The 16,893-nt window shown below is 66.3% G+C and carries 16 protein-coding genes; 6 read left to right on the top strand and 10 right to left on the bottom strand.

The genetic code is table 11. The annotated features are described in order from the left end of the window. Positions 1-16: 16 nt before the first annotated feature. From P5703_RS00440 to P5703_RS00420, 5 genes are all read right to left on the bottom strand, one after another. Positions 17-1,207: a hybrid sensor histidine kinase/response regulator gene (locus tag P5703_RS00440; protein ID WP_045159803.1), complete on the bottom strand. Its 1,191-nt coding sequence runs from the start codon at positions 1,205-1,207 to the stop codon at positions 17-19. 2 nt (positions 1,208-1,209) lie between these two features. Continuing rightward, a complete protein-coding gene (locus tag P5703_RS00435) occupies positions 1,210-1,812 on the bottom strand; it encodes a chemotaxis protein CheB (protein ID WP_079329389.1) in 603 nt (200 codons plus the stop codon). After that, the gene (locus P5703_RS00430) at positions 1,809-2,627 is read right to left on the bottom strand and encodes a CheR family methyltransferase (protein WP_125852672.1); all 819 of its coding nucleotides are present in this window, start codon (positions 2,625-2,627) and stop codon (positions 1,809-1,811) included. Before P5703_RS00430 ends, P5703_RS00435 begins: the two co-directional genes overlap by 4 nt. Position 2,628: 1 nt before the next feature. Continuing rightward, positions 2,629-6,138 carry a response regulator gene (locus tag P5703_RS00425; protein WP_285585150.1) on the bottom strand — a complete coding sequence of 1,170 codons (3,510 nt, stop codon included), beginning with the start codon at positions 6,136-6,138 and terminating at the stop codon, positions 2,629-2,631. A gap of 192 nt (positions 6,139-6,330) precedes the next feature. Further along, the gene (locus P5703_RS00420) at positions 6,331-6,489 is read right to left on the bottom strand and encodes a YqaE/Pmp3 family membrane protein (RefSeq protein WP_003286662.1); all 159 of its coding nucleotides are present in this window, start codon (positions 6,487-6,489) and stop codon (positions 6,331-6,333) included. A 419-nt stretch (positions 6,490-6,908) separates the two neighbouring features. Here P5703_RS00420 and P5703_RS00415 point away from each other — a divergent pair, with 419 nt between their 5' ends. Further along, positions 6,909-7,901: an SDR family oxidoreductase gene (locus P5703_RS00415; protein WP_279642594.1), complete on the top strand. Its 993-nt coding sequence runs from the start codon at positions 6,909-6,911 to the stop codon at positions 7,899-7,901. 7 nt (positions 7,902-7,908) lie between these two features. Here P5703_RS00415 and P5703_RS00410 read toward each other — a convergent pair whose 3' ends face one another. After that, on the bottom strand, positions 7,909-8,097 hold the full coding sequence (locus P5703_RS00410; RefSeq protein WP_133455459.1) for a hypothetical protein: 189 nt from the start codon (positions 8,095-8,097) through the stop codon (positions 7,909-7,911). Next, positions 8,097-8,930, bottom strand: a complete 834-nt coding sequence (locus tag P5703_RS00405; RefSeq protein ID WP_234492664.1) for an MBL fold metallo-hydrolase — start codon at positions 8,928-8,930, stop codon at positions 8,097-8,099. Before P5703_RS00405 ends, P5703_RS00410 begins: the two co-directional genes overlap by 1 nt. A 189-nt stretch (positions 8,931-9,119) precedes the next feature. On the opposite strand from P5703_RS00405, the gene P5703_RS00400 reads away from it, so the two are divergent. The 4 genes from P5703_RS00400 (at position 9,120) to P5703_RS00385 (ending at position 12,773) form a co-directional block, all read left to right on the top strand. Then, a complete protein-coding gene (locus tag P5703_RS00400; protein WP_234492663.1) occupies positions 9,120-10,496 on the top strand; it encodes an NfeD family protein in 1,377 nt (458 codons plus the stop codon). Beyond that, positions 10,486-11,244, top strand: a complete 759-nt coding sequence (locus tag P5703_RS00395) for a slipin family protein (protein ID WP_011914898.1) — start codon at positions 10,486-10,488, stop codon at positions 11,242-11,244. Before P5703_RS00400 ends, P5703_RS00395 begins: the two co-directional genes overlap by 11 nt. Next, entirely contained in the window at positions 11,245-11,757 is a 513-nt protein-coding gene (locus tag P5703_RS00390; protein ID WP_011914899.1) for an LEA/WHy family protein, read from the top strand. Positions 11,758-11,864: 107 nt separating this feature from the next. Continuing rightward, positions 11,865-12,773, top strand: a complete 909-nt coding sequence (locus tag P5703_RS00385) for an EamA family transporter (protein ID WP_011914900.1) — start codon at positions 11,865-11,867, stop codon at positions 12,771-12,773. Here the strand turns inward: P5703_RS00385 and treF are convergent. Both treF and P5703_RS00375 read right to left on the bottom strand, forming a co-directional pair. Continuing rightward, positions 12,770-14,422 (bottom strand): alpha,alpha-trehalase TreF, encoded by a 1,653-nt coding sequence (gene treF / locus P5703_RS00380; protein ID WP_049341389.1) that lies wholly within the window; start codon positions 14,420-14,422, stop codon positions 12,770-12,772. The two genes, P5703_RS00385 and treF, sit on opposite strands and share 4 nt — an antisense overlap. Further along, positions 14,419-15,186, bottom strand: coding sequence for an SDR family oxidoreductase (locus P5703_RS00375; protein WP_011914902.1), 768 nt, complete (start codon positions 15,184-15,186; stop codon positions 14,419-14,421). The genes treF and P5703_RS00375 overlap by 4 nt, the downstream gene beginning before the upstream one ends. Positions 15,187-15,390: 204 nt before the next feature. Here P5703_RS00375 and rarD point away from each other — a divergent pair, with 204 nt between their 5' ends. Further along, positions 15,391-16,281 (top strand): EamA family transporter RarD, encoded by an 891-nt coding sequence (gene rarD, locus P5703_RS00370; RefSeq protein ID WP_011914903.1) that lies wholly within the window; start codon positions 15,391-15,393, stop codon positions 16,279-16,281. A gap of 3 nt (positions 16,282-16,284) precedes the next feature. Here rarD and P5703_RS00365 read toward each other — a convergent pair whose 3' ends face one another. Next, positions 16,285-16,809, bottom strand: a complete 525-nt coding sequence (locus P5703_RS00365) for a glycine cleavage system transcriptional repressor (RefSeq protein ID WP_011914904.1) — start codon at positions 16,807-16,809, stop codon at positions 16,285-16,287. Positions 16,810-16,893: the final 84 nt, after the last annotated feature.

Genomic DNA, 16,893 nt, shown 5'->3' with positions numbered 1-16,893 from the left:
GGGGCTGCGAGGCTGGCTATTCGCCCAGCGGCAGCAGCACGCGGAACACGGAGCCGCGACCTTCCTCGCTGTGCACCTGGATACGCCCCTGGTGCGCACGCACGATCTGATCGGCGATGAACAGCCCCAGGCCCAGTCCGGCGCTGCTTTCGCTGCCTTCGGCCCGCTCGAACTGGTGAAAGATGCGTTCCAGGCTCTTCGGACTGATGCCGATGCCATGGTCACGCACTTCGATGCAGGCTCCTTCGGCACAGGCGGCGACGCTCACCTGCACCGGCCTGCCGGCACCGTAGCGCATGGCGTTGGTGAGCAGGTTGGCCAGTACCTGCTCGATGCGGAAGGCATCCCAGACCCCGACGATGGGTTCGTTGCGCTCCAGCCGCAGCTCGCAGCCGCAGGCTTCCATCTGCGCCGCGAAGCTTTCCACCACGTTGCCCACCAGTGCGGCGAGATCGGTGCGGCTCGGGCGGATCGACAGCTTGCCGGTGCGGATGCGCGAGACGTCGAGCATGTCGTCGATCAGCCGGATCAGGCTCTGGATCTGTCGCTCGTCCTTGTCCACCATGCCGCGCAGGCGCTCTTCGCTGAAAGCGGCGAGGTTGTTGCGGCTGAGCTGCAGCTTGCGCAGCTGAACCTCGAGGATCAGGGTATTGAGCGGCGTCTTCAGTTCGTGGGAAACGATGGACATGAAGTCATCGCGCATGCGCACCGCATCTTCCAGTTCGGCCTTGGTCTGCCGCAATTCGTCGAGCAGCACCTCCTGCTCGCGACGACTCTGCTCCAGCGCCTCGAGCTGACGGGCCAGGCGCTTGCGGCTGCGGTACAGGTCGACGAACACGCTGACCTTGCTGCGCACCGCATGGGCATCCAGCGGTTTGTGCATGAAATCCACCGCACCGCTCTCGTAGCCCTTGAAGGCGTAGTTGAGCTCACGGCCGGCGGCGCTGACGAAGACGATGGGGATCTGCTTGGTACGCTCGGTGCCGCGCATCAGCTCGGCCAGCTGGAAGCCGTCCATGCCCGGCATCTGCACATCGAGAATGGCCAGGGCGAACTCATGTCGCAGCAACAGCTCCAGCGCCTGCTCGGCCGATTCGGCCTGGTGCACCCGGACGCCCGGCGCCTGCAGCAGCGCATCCAGAGCCAACAGGTTCTCCGGCAGATCATCGACGATGAGCAGGTTCACCTCGTCGTTACGGTCGGGCATGGTCACTCCAGTTCTCGCAACAGTCGGTGAATGTCACGTAGGGGCAAGATGTAGTCCGGTGCGAAGCGCTGCAGCGCCGCGCGCGGCATGGTCGGCACCGCCGCTTCGGCAGGGTCCTGGATCACGGTCAGGCCACCGACCCGATGGATCGCCTCGAGGCCGGCAGCGCCGTCCTCGTTGGCGCCGGTCAGCAGCACGCCCGCCACCTGCGGCCCCCAGACATCGGCCGCGGATTCGAACAGCACGTCGATCGAAGGCCGCGAAAAGTGCACGGCATCATCCTGGCTCAGCGACAGGCTGCGGTCGCCTTCGACCAGCAGGTGATAACCGGGCGCCGCGAAACACAGCATGCCCGAGCTTAGCGGATCCTTGTCTTCTGCTTCCTTGACCCGCAACCGGGTTCTGCGCGCGAAGATCTCCACCAGCTGGCTCCGGCCGTGGGCCGGGACATGCTGCACCACCAGGATCGGCGGGCGGTAGGTGCTTGGCAGGCCCTCGAGCACCACGCCCAGCGCCTCCAGCCCGCCAGCCGAGGTGCCGATCACCACGGCCTCGATGGGCGACTGGCGTCTGGCCTGCAGGATCGCCTGATCGGAGCTGCTCATAGCTTGCGGAAGATCCTTTCCGATTTATCGAACGGCTCGTAGAGACCGGCGTAGCCCGAGAACTCGACGGTCTCCTTGCTGCCCAGGCCGAGGAAGCCTCGGTGACAGAGCGACTCATGGAACAGACCGAAGGCGCGATCCTGCAGCGGCTTGTTGAAATAGATCAGCACGTTGCGGCACGAGATGAATTGCGTTTCGGAAAATACGCTATCGGTCGCCAGACTATGATCGGCAAACGTAACCTTTTCTTTCAGTGACTTGTCCATGATCGCCGAGTCGTAGGCGGCGGTGTAGTAGTCGGAAAAACTGCGGGTGCCGCCGGCCTGCTGGTAGTTGGCGGTGTATTGGCGCAGGTGGTCGATGGCGAAGATGCCCTGACGTGCCTGCTCCAGCGAGCGCGGGTTGATGTCGGTGGCGTAGATGATCGTCCGCTCCAGCAACCCCTCCTCCTTGAGCAGGATGGCCATCGAGTAGACCTCCTCGCCGGTGCTGCAGCCGGCGACCCAGATCTTCAGCGACGGATAGGTGCGCAGCACCGGCACCACGTGCTCGCGCAGCGACCGGTAGTAGCTCGGGTCGCGGAACATCTCGCTGACCGGGATGGTGAGGTACTGCAGCAGGTCCATGAAGGCGTGCGGGTCGTAGAGGATCTTGCGCTGCAGTTCCGAGATGCTGTCGCAGTCGAGCTGCTTGAGCGCCAGCAGCACCCGGCGCTTGAGCGAGGCGCTGGAGTAGTCGCGAAAGTCGTAGCTGTACTTGAGGTAGATGGCCTCGATCAGCAGCTTGAGTTCGATCTCGATGTTGCGGTCGCCCATTTCACAGCAGCTCCACTTTCGGCAGCCAGACGCGGATCAGCGAGAACAGACGGTCGAGGTCGATGGGCTTGGCCAGGTAATCGTTGGCGCCGGCACGCAAACAGCGATCCTGATCGTCCTTCATCGCCTTGGCGGTCACCGCGATGATCGGCAGCTTGGCGAAACGCGTCTCCTTGCGGATTTCCTGCATGGCGGTGAAGCCATCCATCTCCGGCATCATGATATCCATCAGCACCAGGTCGATGGTCTCGTCGTGCTGCAGCTTGTCGATCGCCTCCAGGCCGTTGCGGGCGATTTCCACCAGCGCGCCCTTCTGTTCCAGCGCGCTGGTCAGGGCGAAGACGTTGCGCACGTCGTCGTCCACCACCAGGATCGTGCGGCCCTCGAAGGCCTTCTCGCGGCTGCGTGCGCTTTTCAGCATCTTCTGCCGCTCGGGCGGCATGTCCGACTCGACCTTGTGCAGGAACAGGGTGACCTCGTCGAGCAGGCGCTCCGGCGAGCGCGCCCCCTTGATGATGATCGAGCGCGAGTACTTGAGCAGCGCCGCTTCCTCGTCGCGGGTCAGGTTGCGCCCGGTGTAGACGATCACCGGCGGGAAGGAGCAGATGTCCTCCTTGGCCATGCGTTCGAGCAGTTCGCTGCCATCCATGTCCGGCAGTTTGAGGTCGATGATCATGCAGTCGAACATGGTGCTGCGCAGCAGTTCGAGGGCCTGCTCGCCGAACTCGACGGCGGTGATCTCGATGTCCACGTCCTCGATCAGCCGCGACATGCTCTCGCGCTGCAGGGCGTCGTCCTCCACCAGCAGGATGCGTTTGACCTTCTGCGCCAGCTTGGCTTCCAGGCGACCGAACACGTCCTTCAGTTCCTCGCGGGTGGTGGGTTTCATCGCGTAGCCCACCGCGCCCATCTGCAGCGCGGCTTCCTTGCGATCCTCCACCGAGACCACGTGCACCGGAATATGGCGGGTCGCCGGGTTTTCCTTGAGGCGCTCGAGCACGGTCAGGCCGGAATGGTCCGGCAGGCGCATGTCGAGCAGGATGGCATCGGGCTTGTACTGCACCGCGGTGTCGAAGCCGTCGTCGGCGTTCTGCGACAGCAGGCAGCTGTACTCGAGTTCGTGGGCCAGGTCACGGAGGATGCGCGCGAACTGCGGCTCGTCCTCGATGACCAGCACGCAGCGCTCCTTGAACGGGTACTTGTCGCGGTCGTCGGGCAGGCGCTCGTAGGACACGGCGCCGCGGTTCGGCAGCTCCGGCTCGTCGCGGCGCGCCGGCGGCGTGATCGCTTCGGCCATGGTGACCGGTGCGCGGCTCGGCTGCGGCGCGGTGGTCTGCTCGACGGCGAGCGGCTCGCTGTAGCTCTGCGGCAGCACCAGGGTAAAGGTACTGCCGGCGCCCGGCGCGCTCTGCACTTCGATCTGGCCGCCCAGCAGGTTCGCCAGCTCGCGGGAGATCGACAGGCCCAGGCCCGTGCCGCCATAGCGTCGGTTGGTGGTGCCATCGGCCTGGCGGAACGCCTCGAAGATCGCCGCCTGCTGCTCCGGCGCGATGCCGATGCCGGTGTCGCGCACCGCGAAGGCGAGCATGCCGCCATCGCGCGGCTCGACGCGCAGAGTGACCGAGCCCTTCTCGGTGAACTTGAAGGCGTTGGCCAACAGGTTCTTGAGGATCTGCTCCAGGCGCTGGCGGTCGGTGAACAGGGTGGGCGGCAGGTCGTCGGCCAGTTCGACGCTGAAGCTCAGGGCCTTCTCCATGGCCTGTGGCAGGAACAGGCTCTTCATGCCATCGACCAGCCGCGCGAGGATGGTCAGTTCCGGGTGCACCTCGAGCTTGCCGGCTTCCACCTTGGAAATGTCGAGAATGTCGTTGATCAGGGTCAGCAGGTCGTTGCCAGCCGAATAGATGGAGCGGGCGAACTGCACCTGCTCCTCGCTCAGGTTGCCGGCCGGGTTGTCCGCCAGCAGCTTGGCCAGGATCAGCGAACTGTTCAGCGGCGTGCGCAGCTCGTGGGACATGTTGGCGAGGAACTCGGACTTGTAGCGGCTGGCACGCTGCAGCTCGTCGGCGCGCTGCTCGAGCATCAGCTGGGCCTCGTTCAGGCGCTGGTTCTTCTCGTCCATCTGGTCGCGCTGGCGAGCCAGCGCTTCGGTCTGCTCGGCCAGCTGTTCGTTGGTCTGCTCCAGCTCGGCCTGCTGCTCTTCCATGTGCGTCTGCGACTCGCGCAGGGCATTGGATTGCTCCTCCAGCTCCTCGTTGGCGGCACGCAGTTCTTCCTGCTGCACCTGCAGCTCCTCGTTGAGCTGCTGGGTTTCGGCCAGCACCTTCTGCAGTCGCTGGCGGTAACGCGCCGCTTCGATGGCCGAGCCGATGCTCGGGGCGATGCGTCGCAGCAGCTCGCTGTCCTGCTCGCGCAGCGGTCGCAGGAAGCCCAGTTCGATCACGCCATTGAGCAGGCCGCTGTCTTCCACCGGCACGATCAGCACCGCGCGTGGTGTGGTGTCGCCCAGCGCCGAGGTCACCTTGAGATAGCCGGCCGGCAGGTCTTCGAGCGCCATCATCCGACGCTCCAAGGCGGCCTGCCCTACCAGCCCCGTACCGACCTCGAGGCTACGCGCGCTCTGCAGATGTTCCGGGTCGTAGGCGTATTCGGCGACGCGCTGCAGCTTGCCGTCCTGCACCACGTACAGCGCGCCGACGGCGGCATCGATGTAACGCGAGAGGAAGTTCAGCACGCCCTGGCCCAGCGCCGGCAGCGCCAGTTCGCCGATGATCGACTCGCTCAGCTGGGTCTGGCCGGTGCGGTACCAGGCCTGCTTTTCCAGCGCCTCGGCATGCGCCTGCTGCTTGCGCAGCGATTCGGAGTAGGTCGCCGACAGCGTGGTCAGGTCACGGCGACCGAGAAAGACCAGCAGGCCGCTGAAGATCAGGCTGAACAGCAGGAAGCCACCGATCAGCGCCGTGGTGACGATTTCCGAGGTGTCGGTACGCTCGGCACGCAGCTGGCGCTCGGTGGCGATGAATTCGTTGAGCAGCGTGCGGCGCTGGTTGGTCAGGTCGAGGCCGCGGCGGGTGCGCACGTACTCGACGATCGACTCGCCGGCGCTACGCCGCGCGATCCCTTCTTCGGCAAAGGTGAGCCAGAGATGATGCGCCGCCTCGACCTTCTGGATGCGCGACAGCTGCAGCGGGTTGTCGCCGGCGAACTCCTTGAGCTCGCCCAGCTCCTGCTCGATTTGCTCCAGGCCCTGGCGGTAAGGATCGAGGAACGGCTTTTCGCCGGCGATCAGGTAGCCACGCAGGCCGGTTTCCAGATCGGCGATCAGGCGCAGCGCTTCATGGGCGTGGGCCACCCCCTTGACCGACTGATCGACCCAGTGGCTGACGCTCAGCAGGTAATAGACGATGGCACTGAAGAAGAAGGCGCTGAGGAAGCCGAAGCCCAGGGGCACGGCCACATTGCGATTGAGGATGCGCCTGAAATTGTTCTGATCGATGAAGGACTCGCTCATCTGGTTTCCTTTCCGTGTACCGGGGCAGGTCTGACGCAGCGCGGGGGCATCACCTGCGGGCGATGGCGCTCGGTTTCCGGCGTTTTCTTGAGTGTTTCGCGCCTAATAGGTTCCGTAGCGCAGGAGGCGCGACTCTACACGGCCAGCGGAGGGAGTTCAAAAGCGGGCCCGGCCGAGCCGGGCTCTGAGCGATCAGCGGCGGGCGATGATCCAGACGGCGTGAATGATGCCCGGAATGTAACCCAGCAGCGTGAGCAGGATGTTCAGCCAGAAGGCACCGGCAAAACCGACCTGGAGAAAGACGCCAAGCGGTGGCAGCAGAATCGCGAAGATGATGCGGATAAGGTCCATCAGGGTCTCCGTCAGTCAGGAATTGGCCATTACGAGGCTCACTGAATCGACCTGATCGACGCCAACGGGTTCCTTCGTCAGCGGGGCAGACCCGCCGCCCTCAGGGCAGCGGGAACGAGTCCGAAGGCGACCGGATAAGCCGCCGAGGGCATCTGATGGATGCACAGAGGGGGAAGACGCAGCCACCACGGTGGCATCGTTGCGTCATGCCGCTTCGCCTTTTGAGCCAAGGGGCGGCGCCAGCTATCGCTTAGCCTGCTAACCATCTCAGACCAAAGGAGTAGCCGCCATTGGCCATTGGTCGATAGCCGAGCGATCCACTGGGGCAAGCGGCGAACTCGGCCGGGCCTGGGCGGGTCGTCTAAGCAGCTGCGGGCCACCGAAAGCGCCCGTTCATTGCAATGACCAGAGGACTTCCCATGCCAGAACCAACCGCGGTGATCTGTGGCGCGACTGCCGGTGTCGGCCGCGCCAGTGCCGAGGCCTTCGCCAGAGCCGGCTACCGCGTCGCGTTGATCGCGCGCGGCGAGCAGGGCCTGAGCGACACCCAGGCGCAGCTCGAAGCGCTGGGAGCCCGTGTGCTGGCGATCGCCGCCGATGTCGCCGACGCCCCGGCCTTGGAAGCGGCCGCCACGCGCGTCGAGGCCGAGCTGGGGCCGATCGACGTCTGGGTAAACGCGGCGATGGCCACGGTGTTCGGCCCGTTCTCGGCACTGACCCCCGAAGAAATCCGCCGCGTCACCGAGGTGACCTACCTGGGCAGCGTGCACGGCACCCTGACCGCCCTGCGCCACATGCGCCCACGCAACCGCGGCACCATCGTCCAGGTCGGCTCGGCGCTGGCCTATCGTGCGATTCCGCTGCAGTCGGCCTATTGCGGCGCCAAGTTCGCCATCCGCGGCTTCATCGATTCACTGCGCTGCGAGCTGATTCACGACAAGAGCGCCATTCGCCTGACCATGGTGCAGTTGCCGGCGCACAACACGCCGCAGTTCGACTGGGCGCGCAACCGGATGAGCCGACGCGCGCAGCCGGTGCCGCCGATCCACACGCCGGACGTCGCGGCCCGCGCCATCCTGCGTGCGGCCAGGAACGCGCCACGGGAACTCTGGCTGGGCGCCGCCAGTTTCAAGGCGATCCTGGGTACGCAGCTGATGCCCGGCCTGCTCGATCGAATGCTCGCCCGTCAGGCCTGGGATGGTCAGCTGACCGCGGAACCTGCCCCGTCCGAGCGACCCGACAACCTGTTCGAGCCGGTAGAGGGTCTGCATCGGACCGACGGGCGTTTCACCGAGCAGGCCGTACCCCGGGCCGTATCGCTCAGTGCGGCGACCGCCAGCGGACTGGCCGTTGGCGCCGGTGCGCTGTTGGCGCTCGGCGTTGGCCTGTTGCTCGGCAGGCGCCGGCGCTGAGCTGTCGTTACCGGCGCGGCTCGCGTTTGCGGCGGATGTTGATCCAGGAGAGCACGGCCAGCGCCAGCATGGCGCCGGACATGCTGTAGTTGCCGATCGCCGCATAGCCGAGCGCGGCCAGCGAACAGGCGCCGAAGCCGATCCAGCGCACGGCGGCCATCATCCGTTCCACCGCCCGGCTGCGTGGCGCCGCCATCAGTGCGCACCACGCTGCATGCGCGCCAGCTCCTGCGCGTCATGGCTGCAGAACAGCGTGACCTCGTCGCGGTGCTCCAGCGACAGCGTCCACAGCCGGTGCTGATTGGCCAGCCGAGCGGTGCGATCGACCTCCATCATGCGCTGGTAGAAGCGCAGCCCCGGCGTGCAATGGCGCTCGTTGCGGCCGACCTCCTCGCGGAAGAAATAGGCGTCGCCGGCATGCAGCAACCAGCCGCTGTCGGTCTGCACGGCGACCCCGGCGTGACCATGGGTATGCCCCGTCAGCGGGATCAGCTGGATTTCCGGCCGCAGCCCGCGCAACTCGCGAACGGCCTGGAAGCCGAACCAGAGATCGCCGCCCGGCTCGTAGAACTGCCAGTGGCGCACCTCGTCCCACTGCCGGTGACGGTAGCGGCTGTGGCCGATGAAGCTGCGTGTCGCCCGGGCGGCATCCATCTCGCGCTGCAGCACGTGCACCTGGGCCTGCGGAAAATCCGACAGCCCCCCGGCGTGGTCGAAATCCAGGTGGGTGAGCACGATATGGCGCACGTCCTCGGCGGCGAAACCGAGCCGGTGCAGCTGTTCCAGCGCGGTGTAGCGCGGCTCCAGGCGGATGTTGTTGAGCGCCCGGAAGAACGGACTGAGCCGCTCGCCGGGCCGCCGCACGTCTTCGGTGCCGAAACCGGTATCCACCAGCACCAGCCCGTGCTGGTCGGTTTCCAGCAGCAGGCAATGGCAGACCAGCTGCGCCGTCAGGCCCTTGCTGAAACCATCGAACAAGGCCCCGCCGAGCGGACACATGCAGCCACAGTTCAGGTGATGGATGCGCATGAAGACTCCTCGATCGGCATGCAGGCCGCGAAGGCCGGCCCTTACTGGTTCTGAGGCCGCGGCCGCGACTGGAGTTCAGCCCGGTCGGCGGATACGCGGCGTCCTGCCTCGCCGCGCCACGACGGCGGTGGTCTAAGCTGCCAGCAAGGGCACGACACTGTGCCGTGCCGCTGCCAGAGGACATCCGCCATGCCTCGCCATCCCGCCCGCTGGCTGCTGGCCCTGCTGTTCGCGCTCGCGGTCCAGAGCGCGAGTGCCGCCGATCCGGTGACGCTGCTGCGGGTCGATGGCGCCATCGGTCCGGCCAGCGCCGATTACATCCTGCGCGGCCTGCAACACGCCCGCGACGAGGGCGCACAGCTGGTGGTGCTGGAACTGGACACCCCCGGCGGGCTGGATACTTCCATGCGCGCCATCATCAAGGCGATTCTCGCCAGCCCCATTCCGGTGGCCACCTATGTCACCCCCAGCGGCGCCCGCGCCGCCAGCGCCGGCACCTACATGCTCTATGCCAGCCATGTCGCCGCGATGGCACCGGGCACCAATCTCGGCGCGGCGACGCCGGTGCAGATCGGCGGCATGCCCGGTGCACCGCCGGAGCAGCCGAAGGGCGAGCGTGAAGACGACGCCAAGGCCTCCGGCGACGCCCTCGCCCGCAAGCAGGTGAACGATGCGGCGGCCTATATCCGCGGGCTGGCCCAGCTGCGCGAACGCAACGCCGAGTGGGCCGAGCAGGCGGTGCGCGAGGCGGTCAGCCTGTCGGCCAGCGAAGCCCTGAAACTCAAGGTGATCGATTACCTGGCGCGCGACGTGGCCGACCTGCTGCGTCAGCTCGACGGCAAGACGCTGGCCACCATCGAGGGCGAGGTCAGGCTGCAGACGGCCGATGCGCGCCTGATCGAACACGCGCCGGACTGGAGGGTGCGCCTGCTGGCGGTGATCACCAACCCCAGCGTGGCGCTGATTCTGATGATGATCGGCATCTACGGGCTGATCCTCGAATTCTCCAATCCCGGCATGGGTGCCGGCGGCGTGCTGGGCGGCATTTGCCTGATCCTGGCGCTGTATGCGCTGCAGCTGCTGCCGGTGGACTACGCCGGGGTGGCGCTGATCCTGCTCGGCATCGCCTTCATGGTGGCCGAGGCCTTCCTGCCCAGTTTCGGTGTGCTCGGCATCGGCGGGGTCGCCGCGTTCGTCGCCGGCGCGGTGATTCTGATCGACACCGAGGTACCCGGCTTCGGCATTCCACTGTCGCTGATCGTGCCACTGGGCTTCGCCAGCGCGCTGCTGGTGTTCGCTATCGTCGCCATGGCACTGAAGGCGCGCCGCCAGCGGCTGGTCGGCGGTGATGCCGAGCTGATCGGCAGCCTGGCGCCGGTCACCGGCATCTCCGCGCAGGACCCGCACAGCGGCTGGGTACATCTGCAGGGCGAGAACTGGCAGGTACGCAGCGCCACCCCGTTGCAGGTCGGCCAGCAGGTACGGGTGGTCGCCCGGGAGGGTCTGCAATTGAACGTCGCGGCACAGCCATCAAGCAATCGAGAGGAGCTGAACCATGGGTTATGAAATGAGTTTTCTGGTGCTGCTGGTGCTGGTCGTGGGGCTGCTTGCCTCGGCGTTCCGCATCCTGCGTGAGTACGAGCGCGGCGTGGTGTTCATGCTCGGGCGCTTCTGGAAGGTCAAGGGACCCGGCCTGATCATGATCATCCCCGGGCTGCAGCAGATGGTGCGGGTCGACCTGCGCACCCTGGTGCTGGACGTGCCGACTCAGGATGTGATCTCCCGTGACAACGTCTCGGTGAAGGTCAACGCAGTGGTGTACTACCGCGTGCTGGACGCGCAGAAGGCGATCATCCAGGTCGAGGACTACCACTCGGCCACCAGCCAGCTGGCGCAGACCACACTGCGCGCAGTGCTCGGCAAGCACGAACTGGACGACATGCTGGCCGAGCGCGAGCAGCTCAACAATGACATCCAGCAAGTGCTCGATGCACAGACCGACGCCTGGGGCATCAAGGTGTCCAATGTCGAGATCAAGCACGTCGACCTCGACGAATCCATGGTCCGCGCCATCGCTCGCCAGGCCGAAGCGGAACGCGAGCGGCGCGCCAAGGTCATTCATGCAGAGGGCGAGCTGCAGGCTTCCGAAAAGCTGATGCAGGCCGCCGAAATGCTCGGCCGGCAATCGGGCGCCATGCAGCTGCGCTACATGCAGACGTTGAGCAACATCGCCGGTGACAAGAGCTCGACCATCGTTTTTCCGTTGCCCATCGAACTGCTGCAGGGCATCAAGAACCTCGACAGGAAATCCTGAGTGCATCCATCCGCCACGCTCCACCTGCCATGGCAGCCGCTGCGTCTGCTGCTGATCGCCCTGCTCGCCCTGACCCTGGGCGCCTGCGCGGCACTGTCCCCGCGCGACCCGCTCAACGTTCAGGTCGCCGGCATCCAGCCGCTGCAGGGCGAGGGCCTGGAGGCTCGCTTCCTGGTCAAGCTGCGCCTGCAGAACCCCAACGAGGGCGCCATCGACTACAGCGGCGTCGCCCTCGACCTGGAAGTCAACGGCCGGCGGCTGGCCAGTGGCGTCAGCGACCAGCGTGGCACGGTGCCGCGCTTCGGCGAGAGCGTGCTCGAGGTACCGGTGACCATCTCGGCCTTTTCCGCGGCACGCCAGGCGCTGGGGCTGGCCGAGCACATCGGCCTCGACGAAGTGCCCTATGTGTTGCGCGGCAAACTCGCCGGCGGCCTGTTCGGTACCCAGCGCTTCATTGAGAAGGGCACATTCGACCTGTCACCCGTGAACGACTCGCCCTATCGACGCCCCTGAGCAGCTGCTCCACACGCATGGCTGCGCTTGCAAAAATGCACGCGAGGGGGCCGTGAAGCGACCTTACCGGCATAATCGAGCACCGCAGCAGGTGGATCACAACTTCCATGCAGACGACCGCCACGCCATTTCCGCGCCATACCTCCGTGCTGATCCTCGCCGCACTGGCCAGCTCCTTTGCCGCCAATCATATTGCCGCACGCATCGCCTTCGACCATGACACTGGACTGCTACTGGCCGTGCTCTGCCGCGCCGGGGTGACGATGCTGGCGCTGGCCACACTGGTGTTCTGGCGCCGCGAGTCGTTGCAGCTGAGCCCCGCCACCTGGCGCTGGCAAGTCCTACTAGGCCTGCTGATCGCAGTGCAGAGCATCTGTATCTATTCGGCTGTAGCACGCATTCCGGTGGGGCTTGCACTGCTGGTGGTCAACCTCTCGCCGATCCTGCTGGCACTGCTGACCTGGCTGCTCGGCGGCCCCCGGCCGACCCGCCAGACACTGGCGGTCATGGGCCTGATCCTGTTCGGCCTGGTGCTGGTGCTCGACGTGCCTGCACGTCTGGTCAGCAGCGAGGCGCCGGACGGCCAGTGGGTCGCCGGCATCCTGTTCAGCCTGACGGCGGCCGCGGTGTTCGCGGTGGCGCTGTGGGTCACCGAGCACAAGCTCTCGCAGATGGCCGGCTCGGTACGCAGCATGCTGACCCTGATCGTGGTGTTCCTCGCCTCCGCCGCGCTCGGCAGCAGCAGCCTGATTCCCGGCGGGCTCGGCCTACCCAGCGCCAGCGCCGGCTGGATCGCCCTCGCATGCCTGGTGCTGCTCTATGGCGCCGCCTTCTCGACGCTGTTCATCTGCATGCCGCGACTGAACATTGCACGCAACGCTCCGGTGATGAACATGGAACCGGTCGCCGGCATGCTGCTGGGGTGGCTGGTGCTTGGCCAGCTGCTCGGGCCCTTGCAAGTGCTCGGTAGCCTGATCGTCGTAGGGGGGATCGTTCTGCTGGCGTACCGCCGCTAGGGCCGGCGCCCGCCGTTGCCGGAACCCAGTCGTTCGCGTCCGCTGCGGTCAATCTGCGGGCATTGCCCGGCACGACAGCGGTTGGCCTCGTGATTGGGATCTTCCTGCATCAGTTTGCGGGTGACGCCGTTGGTCCAGCCGAAGCCGTCCTGCAACGGGTATTCGCCGCCGCCGGCGTGCTCGGTACAGGGTCGCAGCACGTACTTCTCCACCAGCTTGTTCTCGCGCTCGAACAGGTGGCTGACGATGGTCAGCCAGCGCTCCTCGATGTCCAGCGCCAGCGCATCGTGGCCGTAGTGCTGCAGCCCACGAATACCGATCCACTGCAGCGGCGCCCAGCCGTTGGGCCGATCCCACTGCTCGCCGCTGCCACCGATTTCGGTGGTGGCCAGGCCGCCTGGCGCCAGCAGGCGCTCCTGCACCGTCGCCGCCACCGCCGCGGCCTGCTCGGCGCTGGCCATGCGCACGAACAGCGGGGCCAGCGTCGCGGCAGTGAGATTGTCGCGCTGCCGGCCGCGCTGCCAGTCGTAGTCGAAATAGGCGCCAGCGCGGGAATTCCACAGGTACTGATCGATGGCCGCCAGGCGCGCCTCGGCCCGGCGGGCAAAGGCTTCGGCACAGGCGTGCTGGTTCTTCACCGCAGACAGCTCGGCGATCTGCCGCTCCAGCTTGTAGAGCAGCGCGTTGAGGTCGACCGGCAGGATGCTGGTGGTGCGGATGGTCGCCAGCCGGTGGGCGTCGTCGAGCCAGCGCGAGCTGAAATCCCAGCCCGACTCGGCACCGGCGCGCAGGTCGCGATAGACCTCGTGCCGCGGCCGGCAGCTGGAGCGCGCGGTTTCCACATCTTCGCGGTAGGACTCCTCGCGCGGCGTTGCGCGCTCGTCCCAGTAACGGTTGAGCACCATTCCATCGGCCAGACACACGCAGCGTCGATGCGCCTCGCCCGGGCGCAGCACGTCGGCACCCTCCATCCAGAAGGCGTATTCCTTGTGCAGTTGCGGCAGGTAGTCGCTGGCGCGGTGGACGCCGGTTTCCTCGAAGAGCTCGGTCATCAGGGCGAACACCGGCGGCTGCGAACGGCCCAGATAGTAGGTGCGGTTGCCGTTGGGCACGTGGCCGTAGGTGTCGATCAAGTAGGCGAAGTTGTCCGCCATGGCCCGCAGCAGGTCGCAATGCCCGCTCTCGTCCAGGCCGAGCATGGTGAAATAGGAATCCCAGTAGTACAGCTCGGTGAAGCGCCCGCCCGGCACCACGTAATCGTGCGGCAGCGGTAGCAGCGAGGAGTGCTCGGGGTGGTCCTGAGGGTGACGGGTGAGGATCGGCCAGAGCCGGTCGATATGCTCGGCCAGGCTGTCGTCGGGGTTGGCGACGAACGCCTTGACCGGCATCTCGTACAGGCTGAAATGCTCATGGACGAAGGCCTCCAGGTCGAAGCCCGGCTCGCCGCAGCGGGCGCGATAGTCCTCGAGGATGGCTTCGGGGTGCCGACGCGGCGCACAGTCGACGAAGGTCTTGCTGTCGGGAAATACCCGCTGCATCTGCACCGCGACGAAGAGTTCCTGATAGCGCTCGGCAGGCGTGAGCGTGTCGGCCCGCGAGATGGCGCTGGTGTCGTGGCTGAACGGCTGGCACGGCGGGATATCGGTCATTGCTCGCTGTAGTTCCATAGCAGGCCGCCATCGACCACCAGTGTAGTCCCGGTGATGTACTCGGCGTCGGGTGAGGCCAGAAAGGCAACGACGCCGGCGACGTCGTGCGGGCGGCCGAGACGGCCGGCAGGGATGTTCTGCAGCAGGTTGGCGAGCTTGTCCGGCTGATTCATCAGCTCGCGGTTGATCGGCGTTTCCACCGCGCCGGGCGCCACGTTGTTCACCGTGATGCCCAGCGGCGCCAGCTCGATGGCGATGTTGCGCATCAGCATCTTCAGTCCGCCCTTGCTCGCGCAGTAGGCGGTGAAGTTGGGATGCGGCAGCTCTTCGTGCACCGAGCTGTTGTTGATGATGCGTCCGCCGCGGCCCTGCTCGCGCAAATGGCGGGCAAACGCCTGGGCGAGGAAGAACGGCCCACGCAGGTTGACGTTCAGCACCTGATCATAATCGTCCGCCTGCGCGTCGAGGAACGCCGCGTGCCGCTGCACACCGGCATTGTTGACCAGGATGTCCAGCTGCCCCATCTGCGCGATGCTCTCGCGCACCAGCCGGTGGCACTGCTCGACGTCACCGACATCGGCGGCGATGAAGCACACCCTCCGGCCCAGGGCGCGGACCTGCTCGAGGCTCTCGCGGGCCTGTTCGTCGTTCTCGCGGCCGTTGATGACAATGTCGGCGCCCTCTTCAGCCAGGCGCACGGCAATGCCGCGGCCGATGCCCTGGGTGCTGCCGGTGACCAGAGCCACCTGATTCTGCAAGCGCATTGCCACCCTCCGCACGCGCCGATCCGCGTGCTGCCGTTTCGATTAGCGATGCAGATGAGACGAGCACAAGCCGCCGAGCGTTCCCCCGTTTCTGACCAATTGGGCAGCCCGTCACGCGGCCCCGCTCTGTTAGCTGACTAACCTTTCTCTCCTCTGGCCAAAAGCGCAAAATGGCCGGCTCTCCGCTGCTCGTCGAAGGACGTCATGGCTACCGCCAATCTGCGCAAGGGTTATCTGCTGGGGCTGGCCACCTTCAGCATCTGGGGCATGTTCCCGCTCTACTTCAAGGCACTCGAACAATACGGCGCGCTCGAGATCGTCACCCAGCGCGTGATCTGGTCGGCCGTGTTCGGCTCGCTGGTGCTGCTGGTCTGGCGTCATCCGGGCTGGTGGCGCGAACTGCTGGCGCATCCACGCCGCCTCGGCGTGCTCGGCATCTCCAGCGTGCTGATCGCGGCCAACTGGCTGATCTACGTCTGGGCGGTGAACCACGACCGAATGGTCGAGGCGAGCCTTGGCTACTACATCAATCCGCTGGTCAACGTGCTGCTCGGCATGCTCGTGCTACGCGAGCGGCTACGCCCGCTGCAGTGGCTGGCCGTGGCCATGGCCACCGTCGGCGTCAGCCTGCAGCTGCTGATGCTCGGTGAATTTCCCTGGATTTCCCTGGTGCTGGCGCTGAGCTTCGGCACCTACGGCCTGCTGCGCAAGCAGGCACCGGTGGCCGCGCTGCCGGGGTTGGTAGTGGAAACCTGGCTGCTGCTACCGGTGGCGCTGATCTGGCTGTTCTGGTTCGGCAACGGCGCGAGCACGGAACCGGCGTTCTGGACCAGCACCGATGCGCTCTGGCTGATGGCGGCAGGCCCGGTGACCCTGATCCCGCTGCTCGGCTTCAACGCCGCCGCGCGCCACCTGCCCTATTCGACACTGGGCTTCCTGCAATACCTGACGCCGACGCTGCTGCTGATCCTCGCCGTGCAGCTGTTCGGCGAGCCATTTCCGGTCGATCGCCAGCTGGCATTCTTCTGCATCTGGGCCGGCCTCGCGGTATACAGCCTGGACGCCTGGCGGGTGATGCGCAAAAGCACCGGCTGAGTGCTACGCCTGCTCGGCCGGCTGCAGCTTGAGCTCCACCATCAGGTCGTCGGCGAGGGTTTCCAGGCGCTCCTGCAGCCGCTCCAGCGACAGGTCGCTGGGCACCGCCAACCGTACTTCGGCACGAAACAGCAGCTCGCTGCTCATCGGCGCCGGCAGCACCTCGGTATCCAGGCTCTCCAGATTGACGCCGTGCTCGGCGAGCAGGTGGGTGATGTCGCGGACGATGCCCGGCCGGTCGTTGCCCACCAGCTCAAGCTGGATTTCCTGCCAGCTCGCCGTCGGTTCCGCGCCGCTGTGAGCCAGCAGCACGCGTATGCCCTGCGCCTGCAGGCCTTCCAGCGCGGCGGTCAGCTCGGCATGGGCGTCCGCTGGCACCGCCACCCGCAGGATACCGGCGAACTGCCCAGCCATGCGCGACATGCGGCTCTCCAGCCAGTTGCCGCCGTGATCGGCGATGCACTTGGCCAGTCGTTCGACCAGACCGGGCTGATCGTCGGCGATGACGGTGAGAACGAGGTGATCCATGGACGGGCTCCTGTAGTGAAGAAAGCGCCTGCGCAGGCGACAGCCCATTAGGTATAGCAGGCGGGCCGGGCAACGGCAGGCCGC

The organism is Stutzerimonas sp. FeSN7 (genome assembly GCF_030263795.1).
Lineage (GTDB): Bacteria > Pseudomonadota > Gammaproteobacteria > Pseudomonadales > Pseudomonadaceae > Stutzerimonas > Stutzerimonas stutzeri.
The sequence above is the reverse complement of the archived record's forward strand: the minus strand, read 5'-3'. Positions and strand labels throughout refer to the sequence as shown.

Excerpts from the sequence above, each read along its gene's own strand:
- P5703_RS00440 (WP_045159803.1), bottom strand. The coding sequence starts at position 1,207 with ATGCCCGACCGTAACGACGAGGTGAACCTGCTCATCGTCGATGATCTG.
- P5703_RS00435 (WP_079329389.1), bottom strand. The coding sequence starts at position 1,812 with ATGAGCAGCTCCGATCAGGCGATCCTGCAGGCCAGACGCCAGTCGCCC.
- P5703_RS00430 (WP_125852672.1), bottom strand. The coding sequence starts at position 2,627 with ATGGGCGACCGCAACATCGAGATCGAACTCAAGCTGCTGATCGAGGCC.
- P5703_RS00425 (WP_285585150.1), bottom strand. The coding sequence starts at position 6,138 with ATGAGCGAGTCCTTCATCGATCAGAACAATTTCAGGCGCATCCTCAAT.
- P5703_RS00420 (WP_003286662.1), bottom strand. The coding sequence starts at position 6,489 with ATGGACCTTATCCGCATCATCTTCGCGATTCTGCTGCCACCGCTTGGC.
- P5703_RS00415 (WP_279642594.1), top strand. The coding sequence starts at position 6,909 with ATGCCAGAACCAACCGCGGTGATCTGTGGCGCGACTGCCGGTGTCGGC.
- P5703_RS00410 (WP_133455459.1), bottom strand. The coding sequence starts at position 8,097 with ATGGCGGCGCCACGCAGCCGGGCGGTGGAACGGATGATGGCCGCCGTG.
- P5703_RS00405 (WP_234492664.1), bottom strand. The coding sequence starts at position 8,930 with ATGCGCATCCATCACCTGAACTGTGGCTGCATGTGTCCGCTCGGCGGG.
- P5703_RS00400 (WP_234492663.1), top strand. The coding sequence starts at position 9,120 with ATGCCTCGCCATCCCGCCCGCTGGCTGCTGGCCCTGCTGTTCGCGCTC.
- P5703_RS00395 (WP_011914898.1), top strand. The coding sequence starts at position 10,486 with ATGGGTTATGAAATGAGTTTTCTGGTGCTGCTGGTGCTGGTCGTGGGG.
- P5703_RS00385 (WP_011914900.1), top strand. The coding sequence starts at position 11,865 with ATGCAGACGACCGCCACGCCATTTCCGCGCCATACCTCCGTGCTGATC.
- treF (WP_049341389.1), bottom strand. The coding sequence starts at position 14,422 with ATGACCGATATCCCGCCGTGCCAGCCGTTCAGCCACGACACCAGCGCC.
- P5703_RS00375 (WP_011914902.1), bottom strand. The coding sequence starts at position 15,186 with ATGCGCTTGCAGAATCAGGTGGCTCTGGTCACCGGCAGCACCCAGGGC.
- rarD (WP_011914903.1), top strand. The coding sequence starts at position 15,391 with ATGGCTACCGCCAATCTGCGCAAGGGTTATCTGCTGGGGCTGGCCACC.
- P5703_RS00365 (WP_011914904.1), bottom strand. The coding sequence starts at position 16,809 with ATGGATCACCTCGTTCTCACCGTCATCGCCGACGATCAGCCCGGTCTG.